This window comes from Trinickia camelliae, from assembly GCF_053525655.1.
Genome location: NZ_JBCHAA010000033.1, coordinates 13925 through 32886, shown reverse-complemented (window position 1 = coordinate 32886; position 18962 = coordinate 13925). Strand labels below are relative to the sequence as shown.

Here is an 18962-nt window from a genome sequence, read left to right as displayed (position 1 = left end):
ACGGCGCGGTCGGCGCAGCGGGAGCGGCCGCAGCCGATGCCGCCGATGCGTCAGGTGCGGCTGCGACGGTCGCTGTCGCGGCCGAAGCGGCGGCTGGCGCGGACGCGTCATCCGCGAGAGCGGCGCCGGTGCCGCCCGCAAGGAGCGAACCGGCCATCAACAAGGACATCAATAATTTGCGCATCTTTCGTTTCCTCTAGTCGCTGTCTAATTATCTGCAGGACGTCCGCGCCGGTCTCGCCGGTGCGGATCCGAATCACTTGCTCGATCGGTGTGGCGAAGATCGCCGCGTCTTTCTCCACTGCGCTTCGCCACAGTCGTGCCGAACCGACCGTTTGACTACGAGTCAGCGTCATATGCAACTCACGTGCCAAGGGCTATATCGGCGCAGCATGAATTCGAAAGCTGGACTTGGTGCACAAATTGTCCTGACTTGTTGCAGGCGTGAGCGTCTTTGGTGCGTCGCAGCACCGGCCGGTGTACCAACGCGCGATGGACGCGCTTCCTGCCCCAGGATCCTCCGCATCTCTGCGTCGTAGAGGCGGTGCAACGGTACGATCGTTCGCTAGCGGCTGCTGCCACGGCATCTCCAAGGGAATTCCCTAGTCTCCTTGACAATATCGATCGAGCGCATATCATTCGTTATAGAACGATGCTAATCGGAATGATCGTAATAAGAATGGTTCGATGGCGGGTGTGGTAGGCCGGTCGTGTGGAGACACCGTTCGAGGCCGGGTCGTTTTGCGAAGGAGAAGATGATGGCTAGCGCAGGAAAATCGTTGCGCCTGATGGTCGATCACTGGCTCGGCCCGGCGCCTGGGGACAAGGTCCATGTAACAGAGTTCAGGACCCGGCGATCATTGGATCAACGTTACGTGTGCGTCGAGACCCTGAGGGCGGCAGGACCGGTCGCAATGTTCTTCTTTCGTCATCGAGACGGCAACTGGTGCATCTACCCGCCAGCCCGTGAACGGCCGATGCTCCGGATGTTTTAGTCATGAGCGTTCAATACAGTCTGGCGCCGACCTGCGGAATGCTCTCGCTGCGCGGTATTGCCGTCGCGCTGGCGATCGTGGTCTTCGGATCGATTGCGGGACGGTGTTATGCCGCTGATTCGCCGGTTTTGCCGACGCCCACAACTGTCGACGCGCCGAGCGAGAGCACGCCAACGGCAGAGGAAATCGCAACTGTCGTGAGTGCCCGCTTTCATGTCAGGTTGCCCGACGCTTTGGACATTGGTCAGGCGGTGCTGAACGCAGCCGGGCGCTACACACTCTCGCCGCTGTTGCTGCTTGCGGTGATTGCGGTCGAATCCAGTTTCGACAGATATGCAGTCAGTGTGGTTGGCGCCAAGGGATTGATGCAAGTGCTTCCCTCTCAGCACAGAGACCGCGTCCTTCGCGCTTCCGATTTGAATGACGCGCGTACGAATATCCGCATCGGGTCGGAAATTCTGCATAACTACATGATGGAATCGGATGGAAACCTTGAGAGCGCGCTATATCGCTATAGCGGGGGAGCCAAGGGCTATGCGCGGCGTGTCGTCGATCGCATGAGCATGATGAAAGCGGAACTCGGCTTGTGACGCGGCTCGGGTCGATGCTGACAATTCCTGCCGTGAATAGCCTTACATCGGCAATGGTTCTGCCCGATTCGACGCTTCGCGGCGGTACTGAATTGGCGAGATGCCGCGAGCAGCCTTGAAGGCGCGGCTGAACGAGAACTCCGACCGATACCCAACACGCGATGCAATTTCAGTGAGCCGGAGACTGGTCTCCTGAAGCAACTGCGCGGCAACGCCCATTCGCCAACGCGTCAGATAACTATGTGGCGGCTCCCCCACCGAGGCGCTGAAATTGCGCGCAAAAGCAGCCCGCGACAAACCGGCTTCCTGGGCGAGTTCTTCCAATGTCCATGCACGTTCGGGTGCCTCATGCATGCGCGCGAGCGCGCGCGCCATGTGCGGCGAGCGCACGGCAGAAAACCAGTCGTTGGCCGTGGGAAACGTCGTGTTGGCCCACTCGCGCATAAAGTAGATGAACAACGATGAAAGCAGGTTGCGCACTACGATCTGATTGCCGAAGTTAGGCGTCTCCACTTCATTTCGGAGCATGCGCAGTGTGTCGCTCAGCGGGGAACATCCGGCTTCTATGCCGGCGCGCAGTGATACGGCCTGCGGTAGCGCCCGCAACGCGGGAAGTGCCAGTTGCAGATCCACGTTGAACTGACCACATATCAACGTGACGGCTTTGGGATCGCGGTCAACGACGCCATCACGCCTGGCGAGGAACACCTCCAACGGCACGGCCTTCCCTCGTGCCGAATACACCACTTCGTGAGCGTCACCACGCGGAAACAGGATCAATTCGCCAGCCCGCAATTCCATGCTTTCCGTCTCGGGTTGACGCACGAAGGCGCGTCCTTCCGCCACGAAATGGAATACCACCGCATTGCTAGGTCGTACGGCAAACCCCCACGGGCCTGCGATGCGCGTACGCGCCAGTATCAGCCCGTCGGCACGAACGGCCTTCAACCAACTGTTTAACGCATGCATGGCCGCATCTTGGCGAAATGAGACGAATTGCTATGTTATCGCACCTTATGCACATGGTTTATCTTCCGAAAGATTGCTTCAATGATGAGACCAGCAAGTCAGGAGCCAAGTCATGACTAGAGATCTCATCCAGCACGCGATCGATACCGTCTACGGCCAGGTCCAGCCTCTTCCAACAACGCCAACACAATGTTCTAGGAAATCCTATGGCCGCATCATCATTTGTCTCGGTCAGAGACGCTGACCTCGTCGCAACGCTACCTGGTTTCAAGAGCGCTCACGCGCAAGTCAACGGTATCCGCCTGCACTATGTGGAAGGGGGTACCGGCGAACCGTTGATTCTGCTGCCGAGCTGGCCGCGGACCTGGTGGGAGTTCAGCCGCGTATTGCCGAGGCTTGCGGAACGCTATCGCGTGCTTGCCGTCGAATTTCGAGGCATGGGCGGCTCGGAAAAACCCTCCGACGGCTACGACAAGAAGACGATGGCATCCGACATCCGCGCCCTCGTATCCGAGCTTGGGCTGGGTGCGGTGAATATCGCCGGCAACGATGTCGGCGCGATGGTGGCTTACAGTTTTGCCGCAAATTACCCAGAGGCGACGCGTAAGCTGGTGATGATGGACTCGCCGCATCCGTTCGCAGTATTCGAGCAGATCCCGCTGCTTCCGGCGCCGGGCACCTACGATCTGGAGAACCCTGCGCGTGCTGTACACCCGTGGTGGTTCGCGTTCAACCAGATTTCCGGACTGTCGGAGCGAGTGTTCGCGGGCCGCTACGGCATCGTGCAGGATTGGCTGTTCGACTACCTGGCAGTCGACAAGACAGCAATCACCGCGCATGACCGCGCGGTCTATCACGCAGCTTACGACCACGCGGAAGCGCTGCGTGCGGCCAACGGCTGGTTCTCCTCCTTTGCAACCGACATTGCCGATGCTGGCGCTTATGCGCCGCTGACTATCCCGGTGCTCGGGCTAGGTGGCATCAGCTACGAGTTTCTCGTCGCTTTCCTTGGCACGGCTGCGCCCGGTGCGACAGTGTTGAAGCTACCCAATACCGGGCACTGGATTCCAGACGAGCGACCGGACGATACCGTGCGACACCTCAACGACTTTCTCGGGTGATCGCGAGGGGTCGTTGATCCGCAGCGACGGTGTCGTGACCGACCAGTGAGAGGGTGCCGGTCAACGCAATGCGCTTCTGTCACAATAGCGTTTTGCCGTTTCGCTGACGTGCCGCTGGCAACGCACCACTACCGACCCTCTCGCACATGCGCATTTTCGGAATCAGCCTTTACGTCATCATCGCGCTGTTCTTTGCGGTGCATGCCATGCGCAACCAGCAGAATATGTACTGGCTGCTGATCCTGTTTCTTTTTCCTGGCCTTGGCAGTTTGGTCTACTTCTTTGTCATTTACTTGCCCTCTCTGCGCCAGTCGCGTGGAGCAATGACAGCAACGAGGGCCATCTCGCAGTTCGTCGATCCCAACCGGGCAGTGCGCGAGGCGCGCATGGATTTCGATCGCGCGCCGACCGTCGCGCATCGCATGCGGCTGGGCGCAGCGCTGCTCGACGCGGGAAATGCCGCCGAAGCCTTGGAGCATTACCAAGCGGCGGCCAGCGGGCCGTTCTCATCCGACCCGGCCTTACTGCAAGGGTTGGCGCGTGCGCAGTTTGCCAGCGGCGATGTTTCGGCGACGCAGGACACGCTGGAGAAGCTGTTCGCCGTCAATCCCGTCGCCCGCCAGCAATCGGAGCCTGCCTTGCTGTATGCACGGGCCTTGGCCGCGATTGGGGCGCCGGGCACACGCGCTGCATTCGAAACGGCGCTCGCCAGCGCAAGCGATGCCGCACCCCGTTGCTTGTTCGCCGATTGGCTGGCGGCGCAGCCCGGCGACGCCGACCGCCAGCGTGCACGCGATCTATACGCCGAGATCGTGCACGATGCCAAGCATTGGCCACGCCATGCGCGCGAGCATAACAGCGAGTGGCTGCAGCGGGCTCAAGCTGCCCTAAGCCGATAATCCCCGTTAACGCAATCGGCACATCGAACTCGGGTAACCGAGCTCGATGTGCCGATGTTGCAACCAATCCTTGGTTTGACTAAGCGGCTAAGCGGCTAAGCGACCAAGCGCTTAGAACCGCGTCCGAATTCCCACCGTCGCCGCAATTTGATTGCTCGTCGAAGACTGCGCCAAGCCATTGATATACGCACCTTCGAACGCGGTGCCGTCAGCGCCATACGCGTGCTGATAGACACCCTCCAGATAGACGTCCGTGCGCTTGCTGAACGAATAGTCCGCCATCAGCGTCACTTGATGCCACTTCGGATCTGCCGAGCCGGTGCTGCTGCTAAACGAGCCTTGAGTAAAGGTATATGCGCCGGCGAGTGAGATCGAAGGGGTCACCGCATAGTGAACGTTGACCTCGTAGTTATCGAAATGCAGGCTGTTGAACGGCTGTGCGATCACGGAGTTCGCGCCAGGCTGCGTATTGTCGAACAGCGTATGCGTCCAGAGCAGGCCGACCACGGCCGGGCCGTAGGTGTAGTTGCCGCCCGCTCCCATGACGCGTTGCCGCGCGGCGGGGAAGCTCACGAAGTCGTTGCTCGTCAGTGCCCCGCTTGAGGTCAAGCCGCCGTTATTGAGTTGCAGGTAAGCGGCTGCCAAGTTGATCGGACCGTTGCTGTAAGTCGCGCCAACGCTATAAGCGCGATTGTTCGAAAACCCGCCGGCGGCATTGCTGAAGCCGTATTGCGCCTCGGCCTGCAACCCGTTGTACGTCGGGCTCACGTACTTGGCCGAGTTGTTGATATAGAAGGAATCGTCGATGTTGTCGTTGTCGAACGGATGCGCGGCCAAGTTGTTGCCGTCGCCGTTGTTCGCTAGCGAAATCGCTCCGAGTTCGTCGACTACGGCGTCGTATTGGCGGCCGAGCGTCAGCGTGCCGAATTTGTCGCTCTGCAGACCGACGTAAGCTTGCCGGCCGAACATCGTGTGCGAATACGTGGTCTGGCCGTTCTGGAGGTTGAAGCCGTTTTCGAGCCGGAAGATTGCGCTCATACCGCCACCGAGGTCTTCGCTGCCTCGCAGCCCCCATACCTCGTTCGACAGCATGCTGCTTTGCTCTTGCCAAGCGCTGCTGCCGCCTTGATTGTTCGTATAGACGATGCCGGCGTCGATCAAGCCATAAAGGGTGACGCTGCTTTGCGCATGAGCGGTCGCGGCAAAGATGGACAACACTGCCGCGCTGATAATTTTATTTTTCACTGACTGTTACTCCAGAATTGCCTTAAACAAAGGTTCTAATTGAATAGGGGCGCCTATCACACCCCCAAAAAAGCTCGACGATTTTATGGGGCGCACCCCTGCAATTCATCCAAAAAGATGGGCCCTTTCCGCAAAATTCGCGTAAAGAAATGGAATCGATTGGAGGCGGGGAGGCCCGTCACTTCGGGCCGTGTTTAACTAGACGACGGCGTTCTCGCAGTCGGCGCGCAGCGCTCGCAGCGTCTCGCGTGCGTCGCGCAGTCGCCCGACCAATTCCGCTGATGCTGGGGCGATCGGCATCCGCGTCTCGGCGCTGATTGGATGGTCGAGGGCGAGCATCGCCTTGATTGCGGCCGGGTTCGGAGCGGAAAACAGCAGCCGCAAAATCGCGCTCATGCGCGAAAACAGCGCGTTGGCATCCGCTTCGCGGTCCGCGTTCATGAGCGAGAGAACGTCGACGAGCAGGTCCGCGCAAACATGAGCGCTCGCCAAGATCCCGCCCGCTCCGCCGGCGCTCAAGCAATCGACGAATGCATCGTCGTTGCCGCACAGCAGGCTGATTGGCTGCCCGCCCAGTTCGCAGAAGTGGCTAGGCACGCACTCCTTGATGGCGACGATGTTGTCGTATGCAAGCAAAGCCTTGACGGTGTCGGGTGCGATGGTGACGCCGGTCCGATGGGGCACGTCGTACAGGACGATCGAGCGCTGAGTCGCCTGCGCCACCTGCTCGAAATGCCATTGCACGCCCGCTTGATCGGGACAAACATAGGACGGGGGAGAGACGAGGTACCCGGTGCAATTCCAGCGTTCGTAGAGCTCGATCTCACGCAGCACTTCGCGCGTGTCCGGGGCGCCGGAGCCAATTAGCACCGGCAGTTGCTCGCCGACGACATCGAAGAGCGCATGCAGAACGGAGATGCGCTCACTTAGCGAGAGCAATGCGGCTTCGCCCGTTGTGCCGAGGGCGACGAAACCGCTGATCTCGGTGCGCAGATATGTGTCAGCGAGGTATTGCAACGCGTCGATGTCGACTTTGCCGTTGCGAAACGGCGTGATGATCGGCAACCAGATGCCTGAATACATGATGTGCGGAGCGGATTAATCCGGTGGTTTCAATACCGGCTCAGCGTAAGCGACGGCGCGTAAAGGTAGTGAAAAAAAGCAGCCATCGCGTGGAAAAATCCGATGGGTGGCCGGTTGACGCTTGCGTAAACCCAACCCTCATTCAATACTGGCAGTTCGACTCGCTAAAGGTGCCACATGGAATATATCGATAGCCTTCGAATCTTCCGTACGGTTGTCGAAGCGAAGAGTTTTACGCGCGCGGCCGACAACCTCGGTCTCACGACCCCCGTGGTGTCGCGCGCAATCGCGGCGCTGGAGAAGCGCCTTGGCAGCCGGCTTTTTCATCGCACCACGCGGCAGATCTCGCTCACCGAAGCGGCGGAGCGCTTTTACGACGGATGCTGCCGCGTGCTCGACGACCTCGAAGTGCTCGAAGCGTCGGCGTCGACGCAGAGTCTGGAGCCGAGCGGCGTGCTGCGGCTCGTCGCGCATACGACGGCGACGGTGAACCGGCTCGTGCCGCTCATCGCGTCGTTCAAGCGCAAGCATCCGAAGGTGGACCTCGACGTCACGCTGACCGAGCGTCCCGTCGATCTGGTCGCGGACGGCTTCGATCTCGGCATCGTGCTGCCCTTCATGCTGACCACCGACACGGCGGTCACGCGGGTGCTCGAGCGGATGCCGATCGTGATCGTTGCCTCGCCGCAATACCTGGAAACCCATGCGGCGCCAACGCATCCGTCGGAATTGTCAGACCATCTGTTCATCACGCCTCCGCCGGCAATGCGCAAACCGATATTGACCTTCAAGGTAGACGGAGAGGACGTGCCGGTTCCGCTCAAGTACGAAATCGCGTCGAACAGCGCGGTGTTCAATCGGCAGATGGTGCTCGAACACTTCGGCCTTGGCATGCTGCCGGCGTCGCTGGTCCAATCCGAACTGAAATCCGGCCGGCTCGTGCGTCTGTTGGAAGGGTTCGAGATCGTCGACGGCGGGGTCGAGATTCGTCTGGCTTATAGCACCCGCACGTTGCTGCCGGCCAAGGTCAGGGCGTTCATCGACCACGCGGCTGCGTTTTTCGACGACATGAAAACCGCGCAGCGGGAGCCGACGGAGCAGCACGCGTAACGAGCCGGACGGCCGGCCCCCGGATGGCCGCCAGCCGGCTCGATTCTTGTCCTTGCAGCGACAAACTGATGCAAACGCGAACATTGATCGGGTTTTTATAGGCGCTTATTCTGTGCAAATGCATACATTAACGTCCGATATCGACGATTGCTTCGCCGTGCGGCAGGCTGCCCGGCACATCTCGAAGCTTTACGAGCGGCACTTGTCCGAGGCCGGCATTACGCCGACGCAATTCAGCATCCTCAGCACGCTGGCGCAGAGTCCGAGCTTGACGATGGTGGAGCTGGCCGACGCCATGGTGATGGACAGGACGACGCTCGTGCGCGCGCTCAGGCCGTTGCTGCGAGACGGGTTCGTCGCCGGGTCGTCCCAAGCGCACAGCAAGGGGCGCCTTCAAGTGACGCTCACGCAGCGCGGCCGCGCCAAGCTGGACGAGGCCATCGCGCACTGGCGCGCGGCGCAGGAAGGCTTCGAGCGCAGCTTCGGGCAACAGCAGGCGGCCAGTTTGAGACGCGAGCTCTTCCGTATCACGCGCGACGTTTCATGTGCATAGTTTCAAAACCGTAGTCCACCTCGCACGCCGATAGGGCGGGGCTTCCTATGGCGTTTCCACACCCGCAATACTCAGCAAAGCTGGCCGCAACCCAGAACTGTCTTAGCGATAGTTGTCGCCGCAACAACAATTCCTTGTAGCAGTCGCATTGAAGTGGTGCGTATGCACACGTACTATGCGTTCACCCATCGCCACATCGACCAGCAGAGCGGTCAGGCGGCGGAGATCTTCCACTTTATTAAGTGCGTACACACATAAACTATGAGCTCGACACCTATCCCAACCTCTCCCGCCGGAGGCATGGCCGCTTCGTCGACGAAGCGCGTTCCCTGGATGCTGATCGCCGTTCTCGGCGTGGTGGCCGTGCTCTGCGGCGCCGGCATCTATTGGTTTGCCGTCGGCCGCTGGATCGAAACGACCGATGATGCCTACGTAGGCGGCAACGTCACGGTCATTGCGCCGAAAGTGACGGGCTTTGTCGATCAAGTGCTGGTGCAGGACAACCAGCGTGTCACGGCGGGCCAGGTGTTGATTCGCCTCGATTCGCGCGACTACGACGCCAAGCTCGCCCAAGCGAGCGCCGAAGTGAACAGCTCGCAGGCCACGGTCGACGAACTCAAGGCCAAGCGCCAGCTGCAGCTCGCGATCATCAATCAGCAAACGGCCGGACTCGCATCGGCGCACGCGGAACTCACGCGCAGCAGCGCCGACGAGGTCCGCTACCGCCAGCTCGTCAAGGACGACGCGGTGTCGAACCAAATCGTCGAGCAAGCCGACGCGTCGTTCGCGAAGGCAAAGGCCGCCGTGGACGGCAGCGATGCGTCTTTGCTCGCGGCGAAGCAGCAATTGAGCGTGCTCGATGCGCAGATCGCCGACGCCGAGGCGCACGTCGCCCAGGCCCAGGCGGAAGAGCGCTTCGCGCAATTGAACGTGGAGTACACGACGATCCGCTCGCCCGTCGATGGCTACGTCGGCAACCGCACGGCGCGCGTCGGGCTGCTCGCGAGCGCCGGTACGTCGATGCTGACCGTCGTGCCGTCGAGCGGCCTATGGGTCGATGCGAACTTCAAGGAAGACCAGCTGAAGAAGATGCACGACGGCGATACGGTCGACGTCTTGCTCGACGCCCATGCGGGCGCGATCCGCGGCACGGTGCAGAGCATCGCGCCGGCCACCGGCGCGACGTTCAGCGTGCTGCCGCCCGAGAACGCCACCGGCAACTTCACGAAGATCGTACAGCGCGTGCCCGTGCGCATCCTGCTCGATACGCCGAAGGGCGCGGATTACCTGCGGCCCGGATTGTCCGCGACGGTCGACGTGCATCTGGTCGGCGCGCGCGCGGGCGAGCAGTGAGCACAGTGAGCACGGACGGTGATTCGATCATGACCTCACGCGTTTCAACCAACCCCGCGGACATGCCCCATTCGGAGAAGGTGTTCGCCTTCGCGCTGATGTGTCTCGGGTTCTTCATGGCGACGCTCGACATCCAGATCGTGGCGTCGTCGCTCAAGGATATCGGCGGCGGGTTGTCGGCGAGCCAGGACGAACTGTCGTGGATTCAGACCGCTTACCTGATCGCCGAAATCATCGTGATTCCGATGTCGGGCTGGCTCACGCGCGTGTTCTCGACGCGCTGGCTCTTCGCCGGCTCCGCGCTCGGCTTCACGATCACGAGCATGCTGTGCGGGCTCGCGTGGGACATGAACACGGAGATCATCTTCCGGGCGCTGCAAGGCGCGCTCGGCGCGGCGATGATCCCGACCGTGTTCACGACGGCCTTCGTGCTGTTTCCGGGCAAGCAGCGCATCGTTGCGTCCACAACCATCGGGGCGCTCGCGTCGCTGGCTCCGGCCATCGGGCCTGTGATCGGCGGCTGGATCACCGATCAATGGTCGTGGCACTGGCTGTTCTATCTGAACCTGGTGCCGGGGCTCGCCGTGACGCTGCTCGTGCCGCGTTACGTGCACATCGACAAGGCCGATTTGAGCCTGCTGAAGAAGGGCGATTACCTCGGCATCCTGCTGATGTCGGGCTTCCTCGGCTGCCTCGAATATGTGCTCGAAGAAGGGCCTCGCAAGAACTGGCTCGGCGATGCGACGATCCTCGTGTGCGTCTGGATCATGGCGATTTGCGGTTTTCTGTTCCTCGTGCACGCGTTCACGGCGCGCGAGCCGATCATCGATTTGCGCGCACTCGCGATCCGCAACTTCGCGATTGGCTCCGCGCTGTCGTTCATCACGGGCATCGGCATCTTTTGCACGGTGTTCCTGACGCCGGTGTTTTTGTCCCGCGTGCGCGGCTTCAATTCGCTGCAAATTGGCCTTGCGCTGCTGTCGGTGGGGTGCGCGCAGTTGGTGGCGTTGGGGGTCTATTCAAGGCTCGCGCAACGTGTCGACTTGCGCTGGCTGAACCTCATTGGTCTCGTGCTGTTCGGTCTCGGCTGCTACCTGTATGTACCGGTGACGAGCGACTGGGGATGGAGAGAGCTACTGCTTCCGCAGATTTTGCGCGGCGTCGGTCAGCAGTTTTGTATTCCGCCGATCGTCACGATGGCGTTGGGATCGTTGCCGCCTTCGCGTCTGCGTTCGGCAAGCGGCCTCTTCAACCTGATGCGCAACCTCGGCGGCGCGATTGGCGTGGCGGTGGCCAACACCATGCTGAACGATCGCCTGAATCTGCACTACCTGCGCTTGAACGAGCACGTGACGCAAGGGCGTCCGGTGGTCGAATCGCTCATCTCTGGAGCCACGACCCAATTGGGCGCCGTGGCGGGAGACGTGCTCACCGCGCCGCAAGCGGGGCTCGCGTATCTCAACAACCTCGCCATGCGAGAAGCGCTGACGCTGACCTTCTCCGATACCTATTTCGCCGTGGCCTCCTGCTTCGTCGTGGCGTTCGCGTGTGCGCTGTTCGCCCGCCGCATGGACGGTGCAGCGCCGCCGCCGGATGCCCATTGAGGCCCATAGAGATGAACCCGATGAAATCGACACTTATTGCCCTTGCGGTGAGCCTGACGCTGGCCGCTTGCGCCGTGCAGCCCGCCACTCACGCGAACCTGCCGGACCAGGTTGCCCATACGGCGCCCACGGCATTCAACGTCGACGTGCCGAAAGATCCGGTCGATGCCGATACGTGGTGGCAGCAGTTCGGCGATCCGGTGATGCACGATCTCGTCACGTCGGTGCTGAATCAGAATCTCGACGTGCAGGCCGCCGTCGAGCGCGTCAAGCAAGCCGAAGCGCAGACTACCGTGCGGCGCGCGGCGCTGCTGCCGGAACTCGATGCGAGCGGGACCGCGAGCACGCAACGAGAGAACGTGCCGCCGCCTGCGGGCTACGTGCGGGAAACCGGTTTCGGTCTCTCCGCGAGCTGGAACCCTGACGTATTCGGCGGCGAACGTCTTGCGCTGCTCGCTTCGCAAGCGCAAGTCAAGGGCACGACGGAAGCGCTGAACCAACTGCGGCTTGCGCTCGCGGCGAACACCGCCGATGCGTATGTCGAACTGCGCTGGGCGCAAGCGGAGTTGCAGATCCTGCAGGACAACGAGCAGATCCGCGAGCGCACGCTGAGGCTCACACGGGAGCGCTTGCAGTATGGCTTGTCGACGAATCTCGATGTCGCGCGGGCAAAGAATCAATTGAGCGATCTGCAGGCGCGCATTCCGGGCGTCCAGTCGACGATTCAGCACCAGTTGAGCCTGATCGCCGTGTATTCGGGCCGCACGCCGGAAAGCGTCAGCGCGCTCGTGTTCGGCAACGGCGACATTCCGGTGCCGAAGACGTCGGCGCCGAACACGCTGCCTTCGGAAGCGCTGCTGCGCCGCCCCGATGTGCGCGAAGCGTATGCGGGCGTCGAGCAGCGCGCGGCAGAAGTCGGCGCGGCGAAAGCGGAGTGGTATCCGAAGTTCTCGCTGAACCTGACCGACAGTCTGGTCGCAGCTTCCTATCTCGGCATGCCTGCGCTGACCAACAACCTGTTCGGCGCCGCGCTCGGCGTGACCAGCCCGATCTTCAACGCCGGTCGCATCAATGCGGACATTGCGAAGAGCCAGAGTCAGATGCGCGAGTCCGAACTGAACCTGCGCCAGGCTATGCTGAACGCTCTGAAAGACATCGAGGACACGCGCAGCGATCTCGTGAGCTCGGCGGGTGAGGTGGACCGCCTCGGTTCCGCGCTCGATGCGTCGAGCCAGGCGCTGCGCTTGTCGAACGAGCTTTACAAGGGCGGCGCGTCGAGCTTCCTCGATGTGCTCGACGCCCAGGAGAGCTATCTGCGCGACGACGATTCGCTGAACCGCGCGAAGCGCGACCGGGCGCTCGCGGCCGTCGCGCTCTATCGCGCGCTCGGCGGCGGCTGGCAGGCCGGTGCGGACGATACGGCGATTGCGCAAAAGAGCGGCGGCCAACGTGAGCCAGCCTCGCAAGCAGTAAGCGCGGCCAAACCAGGTTGATGCGCGCTTGCGGTCACGGCAGGGCGGCGCAAGTCTTATGCCGCCCTGGAGCGCGGCGCAAGCGACGCCACCAGTAACGTCAGACACGCGGCAAGCAGCACGACGTCCTTAATCAGAAACTGCTCGAGCAACGACGAGATGATCGGAAAGCCCGTCGGGCTGAACAGTGTGATGCCCGGCGTGCTGAACACGAACGACGTCGTCAGAAGGAACGTAGCGCTGGCCATCGCCGCGCCAAGCGCGGATGCGGCGGGTACCACCGAGCCGGCGATCAGCGCCGCGGCGGTCAGCAGCTCGATCGTGCCCACCACGCGGGCCTCGCCCCGCACGCCGAAGACGCCCAGCCAGCTCATGAACGGGCTGTGCTGGATCAACGGCGCGATGGCATCGGCCGCATAGGGCGTGAACTTCTGGATTCCGAACCAAATAAAGATGGCTACCATGGACCACCTCAGCAATGCCAGGTGCCCATACGAGCCGTTGCTTCTCTCCGCGACGCGGAATTGCGCTAATTGCGCGAGTTGCGTATTCATGATGTGTCCTCGATCGATTGATCCAGCGATGAAGATGGCCAAGCGGTACGCGGCACATCCGGCTCGTGGGTTCGGCATGTGTGCCGAGTGTCGGTAATCAACGGCGCAGGCGCCGAATCAAACACGCCTGCGCCATGACGCCTTACTTGACCGGCGGGAAATCCACGTCGGTGTCGTTGATGCGGTTGAAGGTGTTGGTGAAGATGATCAGCGAGTACGCCAGCGTGATCTCCACCAGTTGCGCGTCCGTGTAGCCGGCCGCCTTGATCGCTTCGAACGCGCCGGCGCTGAGTGTGCCGCTCGTGCGCTGGAGGGTCTGCACGAAACGCACGAGCGCATCGCGCTTCGCGTCGCCGGTCGGCTCGCCCGCGATGATTTGCTTGAGCGTTTCCGCCTTCAGGCCTGCCATCTTGCCCAGCATGAAATGCGCGGCACGGCAGTAGTCACAGCCGGTCAATTCACTGACGAGCAGCTTGATCGTCTCTTGATCCTGCTTGCTCAACGTGCCGGCGGCGAGCACGCCCTCGGCATTCAAATAGGTCGAGAGGGTGGCGGGCGCGAGAGCGCCCAATGCGGCGAACAGATTCGGAACGCTGCCGCCGGTGGCCTTCTTGACCTGTGCGTAGACTTCAGCGGTGGCGCCGGTGGCGGATGCGACAGCGGGTACGGTGATGCGGCTCATGGTTGACTCCTTCGTCAGCGGGTTAGGAGTCTCCACTTTAGATGGGTTGGTTGAGCCGGATAAGTCCTAAATTGCTCAACTGAATGCTCAATCGGCTCACTTCGGTTTTTTGGGTCGTGTGGCCTTCATAATGTCGAAGCACTACAACGGTTAAACCTCGGGTATGAACATCGGACCTTTTGCGTTACCCATTGGCCCGGCGATCTTCTTTGTGAGCGTCGCGGTCGCCATCGTCGCCGGTTGGCTCGTCGACAAGCAAAGCAAGCACGTCGAGCCCGCGATATTCACGTGCGTGGCAATCGGCTTGATCGTCGCGCGCATCTCGTTTGTCTTGCATTACCTGCCTGGCTACGAAGGCAGTCTCCTCAAGATGCTCGACGCCAGGGACCTCGGCTTCGATGCCTTGCCCGGTGTGGCGGCAAGCATCATTACCGTGCTGATCATCGTCGCGCGCCGCAAGGAAGTTCGGCGGCCGTTGCTGATCGCCGCCGTGGCCGGCTTGTTCGTCTGGACCACGGCAAACGCGGCGACCGACCGGCTGCGCTCGCCCGACATGGCGCCGACGGTGATGCTCGCCAACGCTCAAGGCAGCGCACAGGCCCTGCCGCCGCACGACGGCAAGCCTTTCATCGTCAATCTCTGGGCGTCGTGGTGCGGCCCATGTCGCGACGAAATGCCGGTGCTGGCCAACGCGCAGGCAAGGTATGCGGGGTTGGATCTGGTCTTTGTGAATCAGGGCGAGTCGCCCAAAACGGCCCATGACTTCCTCGCGGGCCTGAATCTGCAGATCGGCAATTCACTGTTCGATCCCGATCTGAGTTTCGCCAAGGCGACCGATACCACGGCGTATCCGACCACGCTCTTTTACGATGCGTCGGGGCGTTTGCTGGAGCGGCACCTCGGTCGGCTATCGCAAGCGACTTTCGAGGCGGCGATTGAGCGCTTGTATCCTGCGTCTGCGCTACGTGCTGGAGACGGTGTCGCCTTGAAGGCGGCGCAATAAGCGAGGCGTCTTTAGCGGCCGCTCGTTGCGCTGACGCGGCGGCCTGCATAAGTCCGTGGTCGTGCCGCTCGCTAGATCTCCTGAGCGGCGCGGCGCCATTCGCCGGGCGTCATGCCCATGCGCTGCGTGAACGCACGCCGGAAGGCGGCCAGCGACTGGTAGCCGACCACCTCGGCCACTGCTTCTGTCGACGTGGCCGGCTTCTTCAATTCGTTGGCCGCAAGCGTCATGCGGATATCCGTCAGCAAGTCGTTGACAGAGCATCCCACCTTGTCGCGAAAGTGGCGAACCAAAGTCGCGCGGGACATATTGCATCGCTGAGCCAGCTCGGGGAGGGTCCATGCGCGCGCGGGTTCGTTGAACATCGCACTCAGGGCAGGGGCGAGGCGCGGGTGGCCGGCTAGCGCGAGCAAGCCGATATCCGTCGCCCCCGATTCGCTGGCCATCCTCAAAGTGAGCGCGAAAAGCGCTGCCGACAGCGCGTTCAGCATCGCATGTCCGCCCAGCGTGTACGAGGCCGATTCGGTCCGCATCAATTCGACGAGGCTTGCCAGCTGGCGCGACGTGGCGTTCTGCTGCGACGCGTCCTCGCCGTGCGCGGAGGATCGCACGACGAGTAGCGCGGGCAGGTAGTTACGCATTAGCCGGTCATGCGGCGGCGTGAGGACGAAGCGGCCGCAGAGCATGTCCAGACGCTCGCCTTTGCCGCGATTTTCGCTGACGTCCACATTGAAGATTTCGCGTTTTCGCGCGGGTGATGGGCGCACGCCGCTGCCGTCGTGAAGCGCGTGCTGCGAGCCGTGCGTCAGCAGCACGATGTCGCCTGCCTGGAGGTGTTGGGTGGCGCCGTCGGGGCTTTCCAGCACCGCCGACCCGCCGACGATGACGTGATAGGGCATCTCGCCGGGTGCGGAGCGCTCATAGGTGACGCGCCACGGCGCGCCGAAGGCGCAGCGGATTTCGAGTTGACCGCTGACGGGCATCATGACGAGCAGGCGGCTAAGCCAATCGAGCGAAGACAAGGTCGATCCTTGAGGTGATCCGAATGCGCATTTTATGGGCTGCCGCGGTGCGGCTGCTATGGTCGAATTGTTCCGAACTGCTTCTTACGGCCGCCGCGCGATTTGCCTACTCTAACGATCAGGTCAATACCCACTTAATCGCAGAGAAGGTGAATCATGAACATTCTGACAATGATCCGGACCGTGCTTTGGAGCTTCTTCGGCATCCGCAGGAGCGCGTCGCATCAAGCGGACATGGCGACGATCAACCTGCCCATGCTGCCGTTCGTCGCCGTCGTGCTGGCCGCTTGCTTCGGCGGCGTCCTCTATGCTTTGGCACGGCTCGCGGTCGTCGTCGGTCACTGACCGGCGTGCAAGAGTCTGCCGAGCGTCTTCATCGACGCCTCGATCTGCGGCGTCCAGGGATGGCCGAAGTTGAGGCGAATGCAGCGGCGGTACGCGCGGCTCGCTGAAAAGATCGGCCCCGGGGCGATGCTGAAGCCGTGTTCGGTGGCCTGCCGGTGCAACTGCATCGCATCGATTTCATCGGGCAGTTCGAGCCACAGAAAGTAGCCGCCCTCAGGCACCGCATAGCGCACGTCGCGCGGCAGCCAGCGGGCGATCGCGTCCTCCATCGCGGTCTGCTGCCGTTGCAGCTCGCCGCGCAGCTTGCGCAGATGCTTGTCGTAGCCGCCGTGCTGCAGGTAGTCGGCGATGCCGGCTTGCGCGGGGATGCTGGCCGACAGCGTCGTCATCAGCTTGAGTTGCTGCACCTTGTCGGCGTAACGCCCCGCCGAGACCCAGCCGACCCGATAACCGGGCGCCAAGGTCTTCGAGTAGGAACTGCAGTGCATGACGAGGCCCGCCGTATCGAACGCCTTCGCGGGCAACGGGTAGTCGGGCTGAAAGTGCAGTTCGCCGTACACGTCGTCTTCGATGAGCGGCACATCATGGCGCGTGATCAATTCGACGAGCGCCTTCTTCTTTTCCGGTGAGAGCGTCGTGCCGGTCGGGTTCTGAAAGTTCGTCATGAACCAGCAGGCGCGAATCGGGTATTGCGCGAGCGCCTGCTCCAGCGCGGTCAGATCGAGCCCGGCTTCAGGGTCGACGGGAATTTCCACCGCGCGCAAATCGAGGCGCTCGATCGCCTGCAACGCGGCATAGAAGCCGGGCGACTCGATCGCGACCGCATCGCCGGGGCGCGTCACCGCGGCCAGACAAAGATTCAGCGCTTCGAGCGCGCCGTTCGTGATCACGATTTCGTCGATCGGCTGCGGCGCGCCCATCACCATGTAGCGAAACGCGATCTGGCGGCGCAGCGGCTCGTTGCCGGGCGGCAAGTCGACGACCGTGCTCCACGGGTTGACGAAGCGGGTCGCGCTGGCGAGCGATTTCGCGAGCCTTGGCAGCGGAAATAGCTTCGGCGAAGGAAACGCCGAGCCTAGCGGCACGATGTCGGGGTGGCGCGCGGCGTCGAGCACCGAGAACACCAGCGTATTGATGTCGACTTTCGCGGATTGCGCGAGTGTGGTCGCGTTTGTAGCAGCGGCTTTGGCGAGGGCGGCTTCTCCGAGCGAGGCTCCCTGGGTGACGTAATAGCCCGAACGCTCGCGTGCGCGAATCAAGCCCCATTCTTCGAGCAGCGAGTAGGCGTGCAACACGGTCGATTGATTGACGCCATGCTGGGCGATGACTTGCCGCAACGATGGCATGCGCGAGCCGGCGGCGGCCTGACCGGCGCGAATCTCGGCAGCCATCGTGTTGGCGAGCGTTTCGTAGCGTTTCATGCGGAGCCGCGGTGGGGATCGAGGGCTCAAGCGTAACGCCCCACCGTGCTCCTGTACATGAAGCGCGCTTGGCCTTACTGCACCTTGCTCGCTGCCGCGATGATCGCGTCGGCCACCGCGCGCGGCTGGCTCAGCATCGCGACGTGGCTCGCGTCGATGCTCGTCGTGGTTGCGCCGATTGCGCCCGCCATGGCCGCTTCGGCGTGCGGATCGATCATGCGGTCCTGTTTCGCGACGATGAACCACGACGGCTTCGTGTGCCACGCCGCCTGAGTCACCTTGTCGTCCGTGCAGCCCGCGAACCAGGGGCCTTGCGTCGCGGCGACGACGCGCGCTTCCGCAACCGGAAGATCCTGCGCGAAATCATGGACGACCGCGTTGGTCGACAGCGTCAGATAGCCCGCCGAGTCCTTGCGCAGCTCGCCCGCCCAAGCCGGCGCGGGTTGGCCCTTGAGCATGTCGTTGATCGACTGGCCGTTGTCCGGAGCGAACGCGGCCACGTAGACGAGCGCCTTGACCTTGTCGTCGTTGCCGGCTTGCGTGATGACGACGCCGCCCCACGAGTGGCCGACGAGCACGACCGGCCCTTGCTGCTGATCGATCACGCGCTTCGTGGCGGCCGCGTCGTCGGCGAGCGAGCTGAGCGGATTCTGCACCGACACCACGTGCAGGCCGCGTGCTTCGAGCAGCGGGATCACCTTGTCCCAGCTCGAGCCGTCGGCGAACGCGCCATGCACGAGGACGACGTTCTTGCCTTTGAGATCCTGCGGCGGCGCGGCATGCGCGGCCGAGACGGAAAACACGCTGCCGGCCAGCAAGGCCGATGCGAGGCACTTCTTCAACAGACGATTCATGGTGGGCTCCTGGCCGCGGGTTAAGTTGGACGTAAGCTTCGCAGGCGGCAGGAGCGGGCGGTATCGGTCGAATGTCCGACCCCGCCC

Annotated in this window: 19 protein-coding genes and 1 pseudogene; 11 read left to right on the top strand and 9 right to left on the bottom strand. The window is 62.3% G+C overall.

Translation table 11 applies throughout. The features are described 5' to 3' along the window. The coding region (locus AAHK20_RS32760) for a hypothetical protein (protein WP_449185666.1) at positions 1–200 on the top strand (200 nt) is incomplete at its 5' end. Positions 201–218: 18 nt separating this feature from the next. On the opposite strand, the pseudogene AAHK20_RS32755 reads toward AAHK20_RS32760, so the two are convergent. Beyond that, a pseudogene (locus AAHK20_RS32755) lies at positions 219–293 on the bottom strand (P-II family nitrogen regulator); the annotation flags it as partial. A 704-nt stretch (positions 294–997) separates the two neighbouring features. Here AAHK20_RS32755 and AAHK20_RS32750 point away from each other — a divergent pair. Beyond that, a complete protein-coding gene (locus AAHK20_RS32750; protein ID WP_449185665.1) occupies positions 998–1585 on the top strand; it encodes a transglycosylase SLT domain-containing protein in 588 nt (195 codons plus the stop codon). 42 nt (positions 1586–1627) lie between these two features. Here the strand turns inward: AAHK20_RS32750 and AAHK20_RS32745 are convergent, their stop codons facing one another. Further along, positions 1628–2554, bottom strand: a complete 927-nt coding sequence (locus tag AAHK20_RS32745) for an AraC family transcriptional regulator (protein ID WP_449185664.1) — start codon at positions 2552–2554, stop codon at positions 1628–1630. Positions 2555–2760: 206 nt separating this feature from the next. Here AAHK20_RS32745 and AAHK20_RS32740 point away from each other — a divergent pair, with 206 nt between their 5' ends. After that, entirely contained in the window at positions 2761–3675 is a 915-nt protein-coding gene (locus AAHK20_RS32740) for an alpha/beta fold hydrolase (RefSeq protein WP_449185663.1), read from the top strand. Positions 3676–3821: 146 nt separating this feature from the next. Next, a complete protein-coding gene (locus AAHK20_RS32735) occupies positions 3822–4574 on the top strand; it encodes a tetratricopeptide repeat protein (protein WP_449185662.1) in 753 nt (250 codons plus the stop codon). A gap of 111 nt (positions 4575–4685) precedes the next feature. On the opposite strand, the gene AAHK20_RS32730 is transcribed toward AAHK20_RS32735, so the two are convergent. Both AAHK20_RS32730 and AAHK20_RS32725 read right to left on the bottom strand, forming a co-directional pair. Continuing rightward, entirely contained in the window at positions 4686–5819 is a 1134-nt protein-coding gene (locus tag AAHK20_RS32730; protein ID WP_449185661.1) for a porin, read from the bottom strand. 198 nt (positions 5820–6017) lie between these two features. Further along, positions 6018–6902 carry a 4-hydroxy-tetrahydrodipicolinate synthase family protein gene (locus tag AAHK20_RS32725; RefSeq protein WP_449185660.1) on the bottom strand — a complete coding sequence of 295 codons (885 nt, stop codon included), beginning with the start codon at positions 6900–6902 and terminating at the stop codon, positions 6018–6020. A gap of 177 nt (positions 6903–7079) precedes the next feature. On the opposite strand from AAHK20_RS32725, the gene AAHK20_RS32720 reads away from it, so the two are divergent. The 5 genes from AAHK20_RS32720 to AAHK20_RS32700 all read left to right on the top strand — a co-directional run bounded on the left by AAHK20_RS32720 (position 7080) and on the right by AAHK20_RS32700 (position 13015). Continuing rightward, a complete protein-coding gene (locus AAHK20_RS32720) occupies positions 7080–8012 on the top strand; it encodes a LysR family transcriptional regulator (protein WP_449185659.1) in 933 nt (310 codons plus the stop codon). 118 nt (positions 8013–8130) lie between these two features. Next, the gene (locus tag AAHK20_RS32715) at positions 8131–8565 is read left to right on the top strand and encodes a MarR family winged helix-turn-helix transcriptional regulator (protein ID WP_449185658.1); all 435 of its coding nucleotides are present in this window, start codon (positions 8131–8133) and stop codon (positions 8563–8565) included. Between the two features lie 261 nt (positions 8566–8826). After that, a complete protein-coding gene (locus AAHK20_RS32710; protein WP_449185657.1) occupies positions 8827–9918 on the top strand; it encodes an HlyD family secretion protein in 1092 nt (363 codons plus the stop codon). A 29-nt stretch (positions 9919–9947) separates the two neighbouring features. Further along, on the top strand, positions 9948–11522 hold the full coding sequence (locus AAHK20_RS32705; protein WP_449185656.1) for a DHA2 family efflux MFS transporter permease subunit: 1575 nt from the start codon (positions 9948–9950) through the stop codon (positions 11520–11522). A 20-nt stretch (positions 11523–11542) separates the two neighbouring features. Continuing rightward, positions 11543–13015 (top strand): efflux transporter outer membrane subunit, encoded by a 1473-nt coding sequence (locus tag AAHK20_RS32700; protein WP_449185655.1) that lies wholly within the window; start codon positions 11543–11545, stop codon positions 13013–13015. Between the two features lie 35 nt (positions 13016–13050). Here AAHK20_RS32700 and AAHK20_RS32695 read toward each other — a convergent pair whose 3' ends face one another. Both AAHK20_RS32695 and AAHK20_RS32690 read right to left on the bottom strand, forming a co-directional pair. Next, positions 13051–13548 carry a DUF417 family protein gene (locus AAHK20_RS32695; RefSeq protein ID WP_449185654.1) on the bottom strand — a complete coding sequence of 166 codons (498 nt, stop codon included), beginning with the start codon at positions 13546–13548 and terminating at the stop codon, positions 13051–13053. Positions 13549–13690: 142 nt separating this feature from the next. After that, entirely contained in the window at positions 13691–14230 is a 540-nt protein-coding gene (locus AAHK20_RS32690; RefSeq protein WP_449185653.1) for a carboxymuconolactone decarboxylase family protein, read from the bottom strand. Positions 14231–14393: 163 nt separating this feature from the next. Between AAHK20_RS32690 and AAHK20_RS32685 the strand changes: the two genes are divergently transcribed. Next, on the top strand, positions 14394–15233 hold the full coding sequence (locus tag AAHK20_RS32685; RefSeq protein ID WP_449185652.1) for a TlpA family protein disulfide reductase: 840 nt from the start codon (positions 14394–14396) through the stop codon (positions 15231–15233). A 71-nt stretch (positions 15234–15304) separates the two neighbouring features. Here the strand turns inward: AAHK20_RS32685 and AAHK20_RS32680 are convergent, their stop codons facing one another. Next, a complete protein-coding gene (locus AAHK20_RS32680) occupies positions 15305–16255 on the bottom strand; it encodes an AraC family transcriptional regulator (protein WP_449185651.1) in 951 nt (316 codons plus the stop codon). 156 nt (positions 16256–16411) lie between these two features. Between AAHK20_RS32680 and AAHK20_RS32675 the strand changes: the two genes are divergently transcribed. Further along, positions 16412–16600: a DUF2970 domain-containing protein gene (locus AAHK20_RS32675; RefSeq protein ID WP_449185650.1), complete on the top strand. Its 189-nt coding sequence runs from the start codon at positions 16412–16414 to the stop codon at positions 16598–16600. Here AAHK20_RS32675 and AAHK20_RS32670 read toward each other — a convergent pair. Together AAHK20_RS32670 and AAHK20_RS32665 are read right to left on the bottom strand one after the other, a co-directional pair. Continuing rightward, positions 16594–18021, bottom strand: a complete 1428-nt coding sequence (locus AAHK20_RS32670) for an aminotransferase-like domain-containing protein (RefSeq protein WP_449185649.1) — start codon at positions 18019–18021, stop codon at positions 16594–16596. The two genes, AAHK20_RS32675 and AAHK20_RS32670, sit on opposite strands and share 7 nt — an antisense overlap. A gap of 74 nt (positions 18022–18095) precedes the next feature. Further along, a complete protein-coding gene (locus tag AAHK20_RS32665) occupies positions 18096–18875 on the bottom strand; it encodes an alpha/beta fold hydrolase (protein WP_449185648.1) in 780 nt (259 codons plus the stop codon). Positions 18876–18962: the final 87 nt, after the last annotated feature.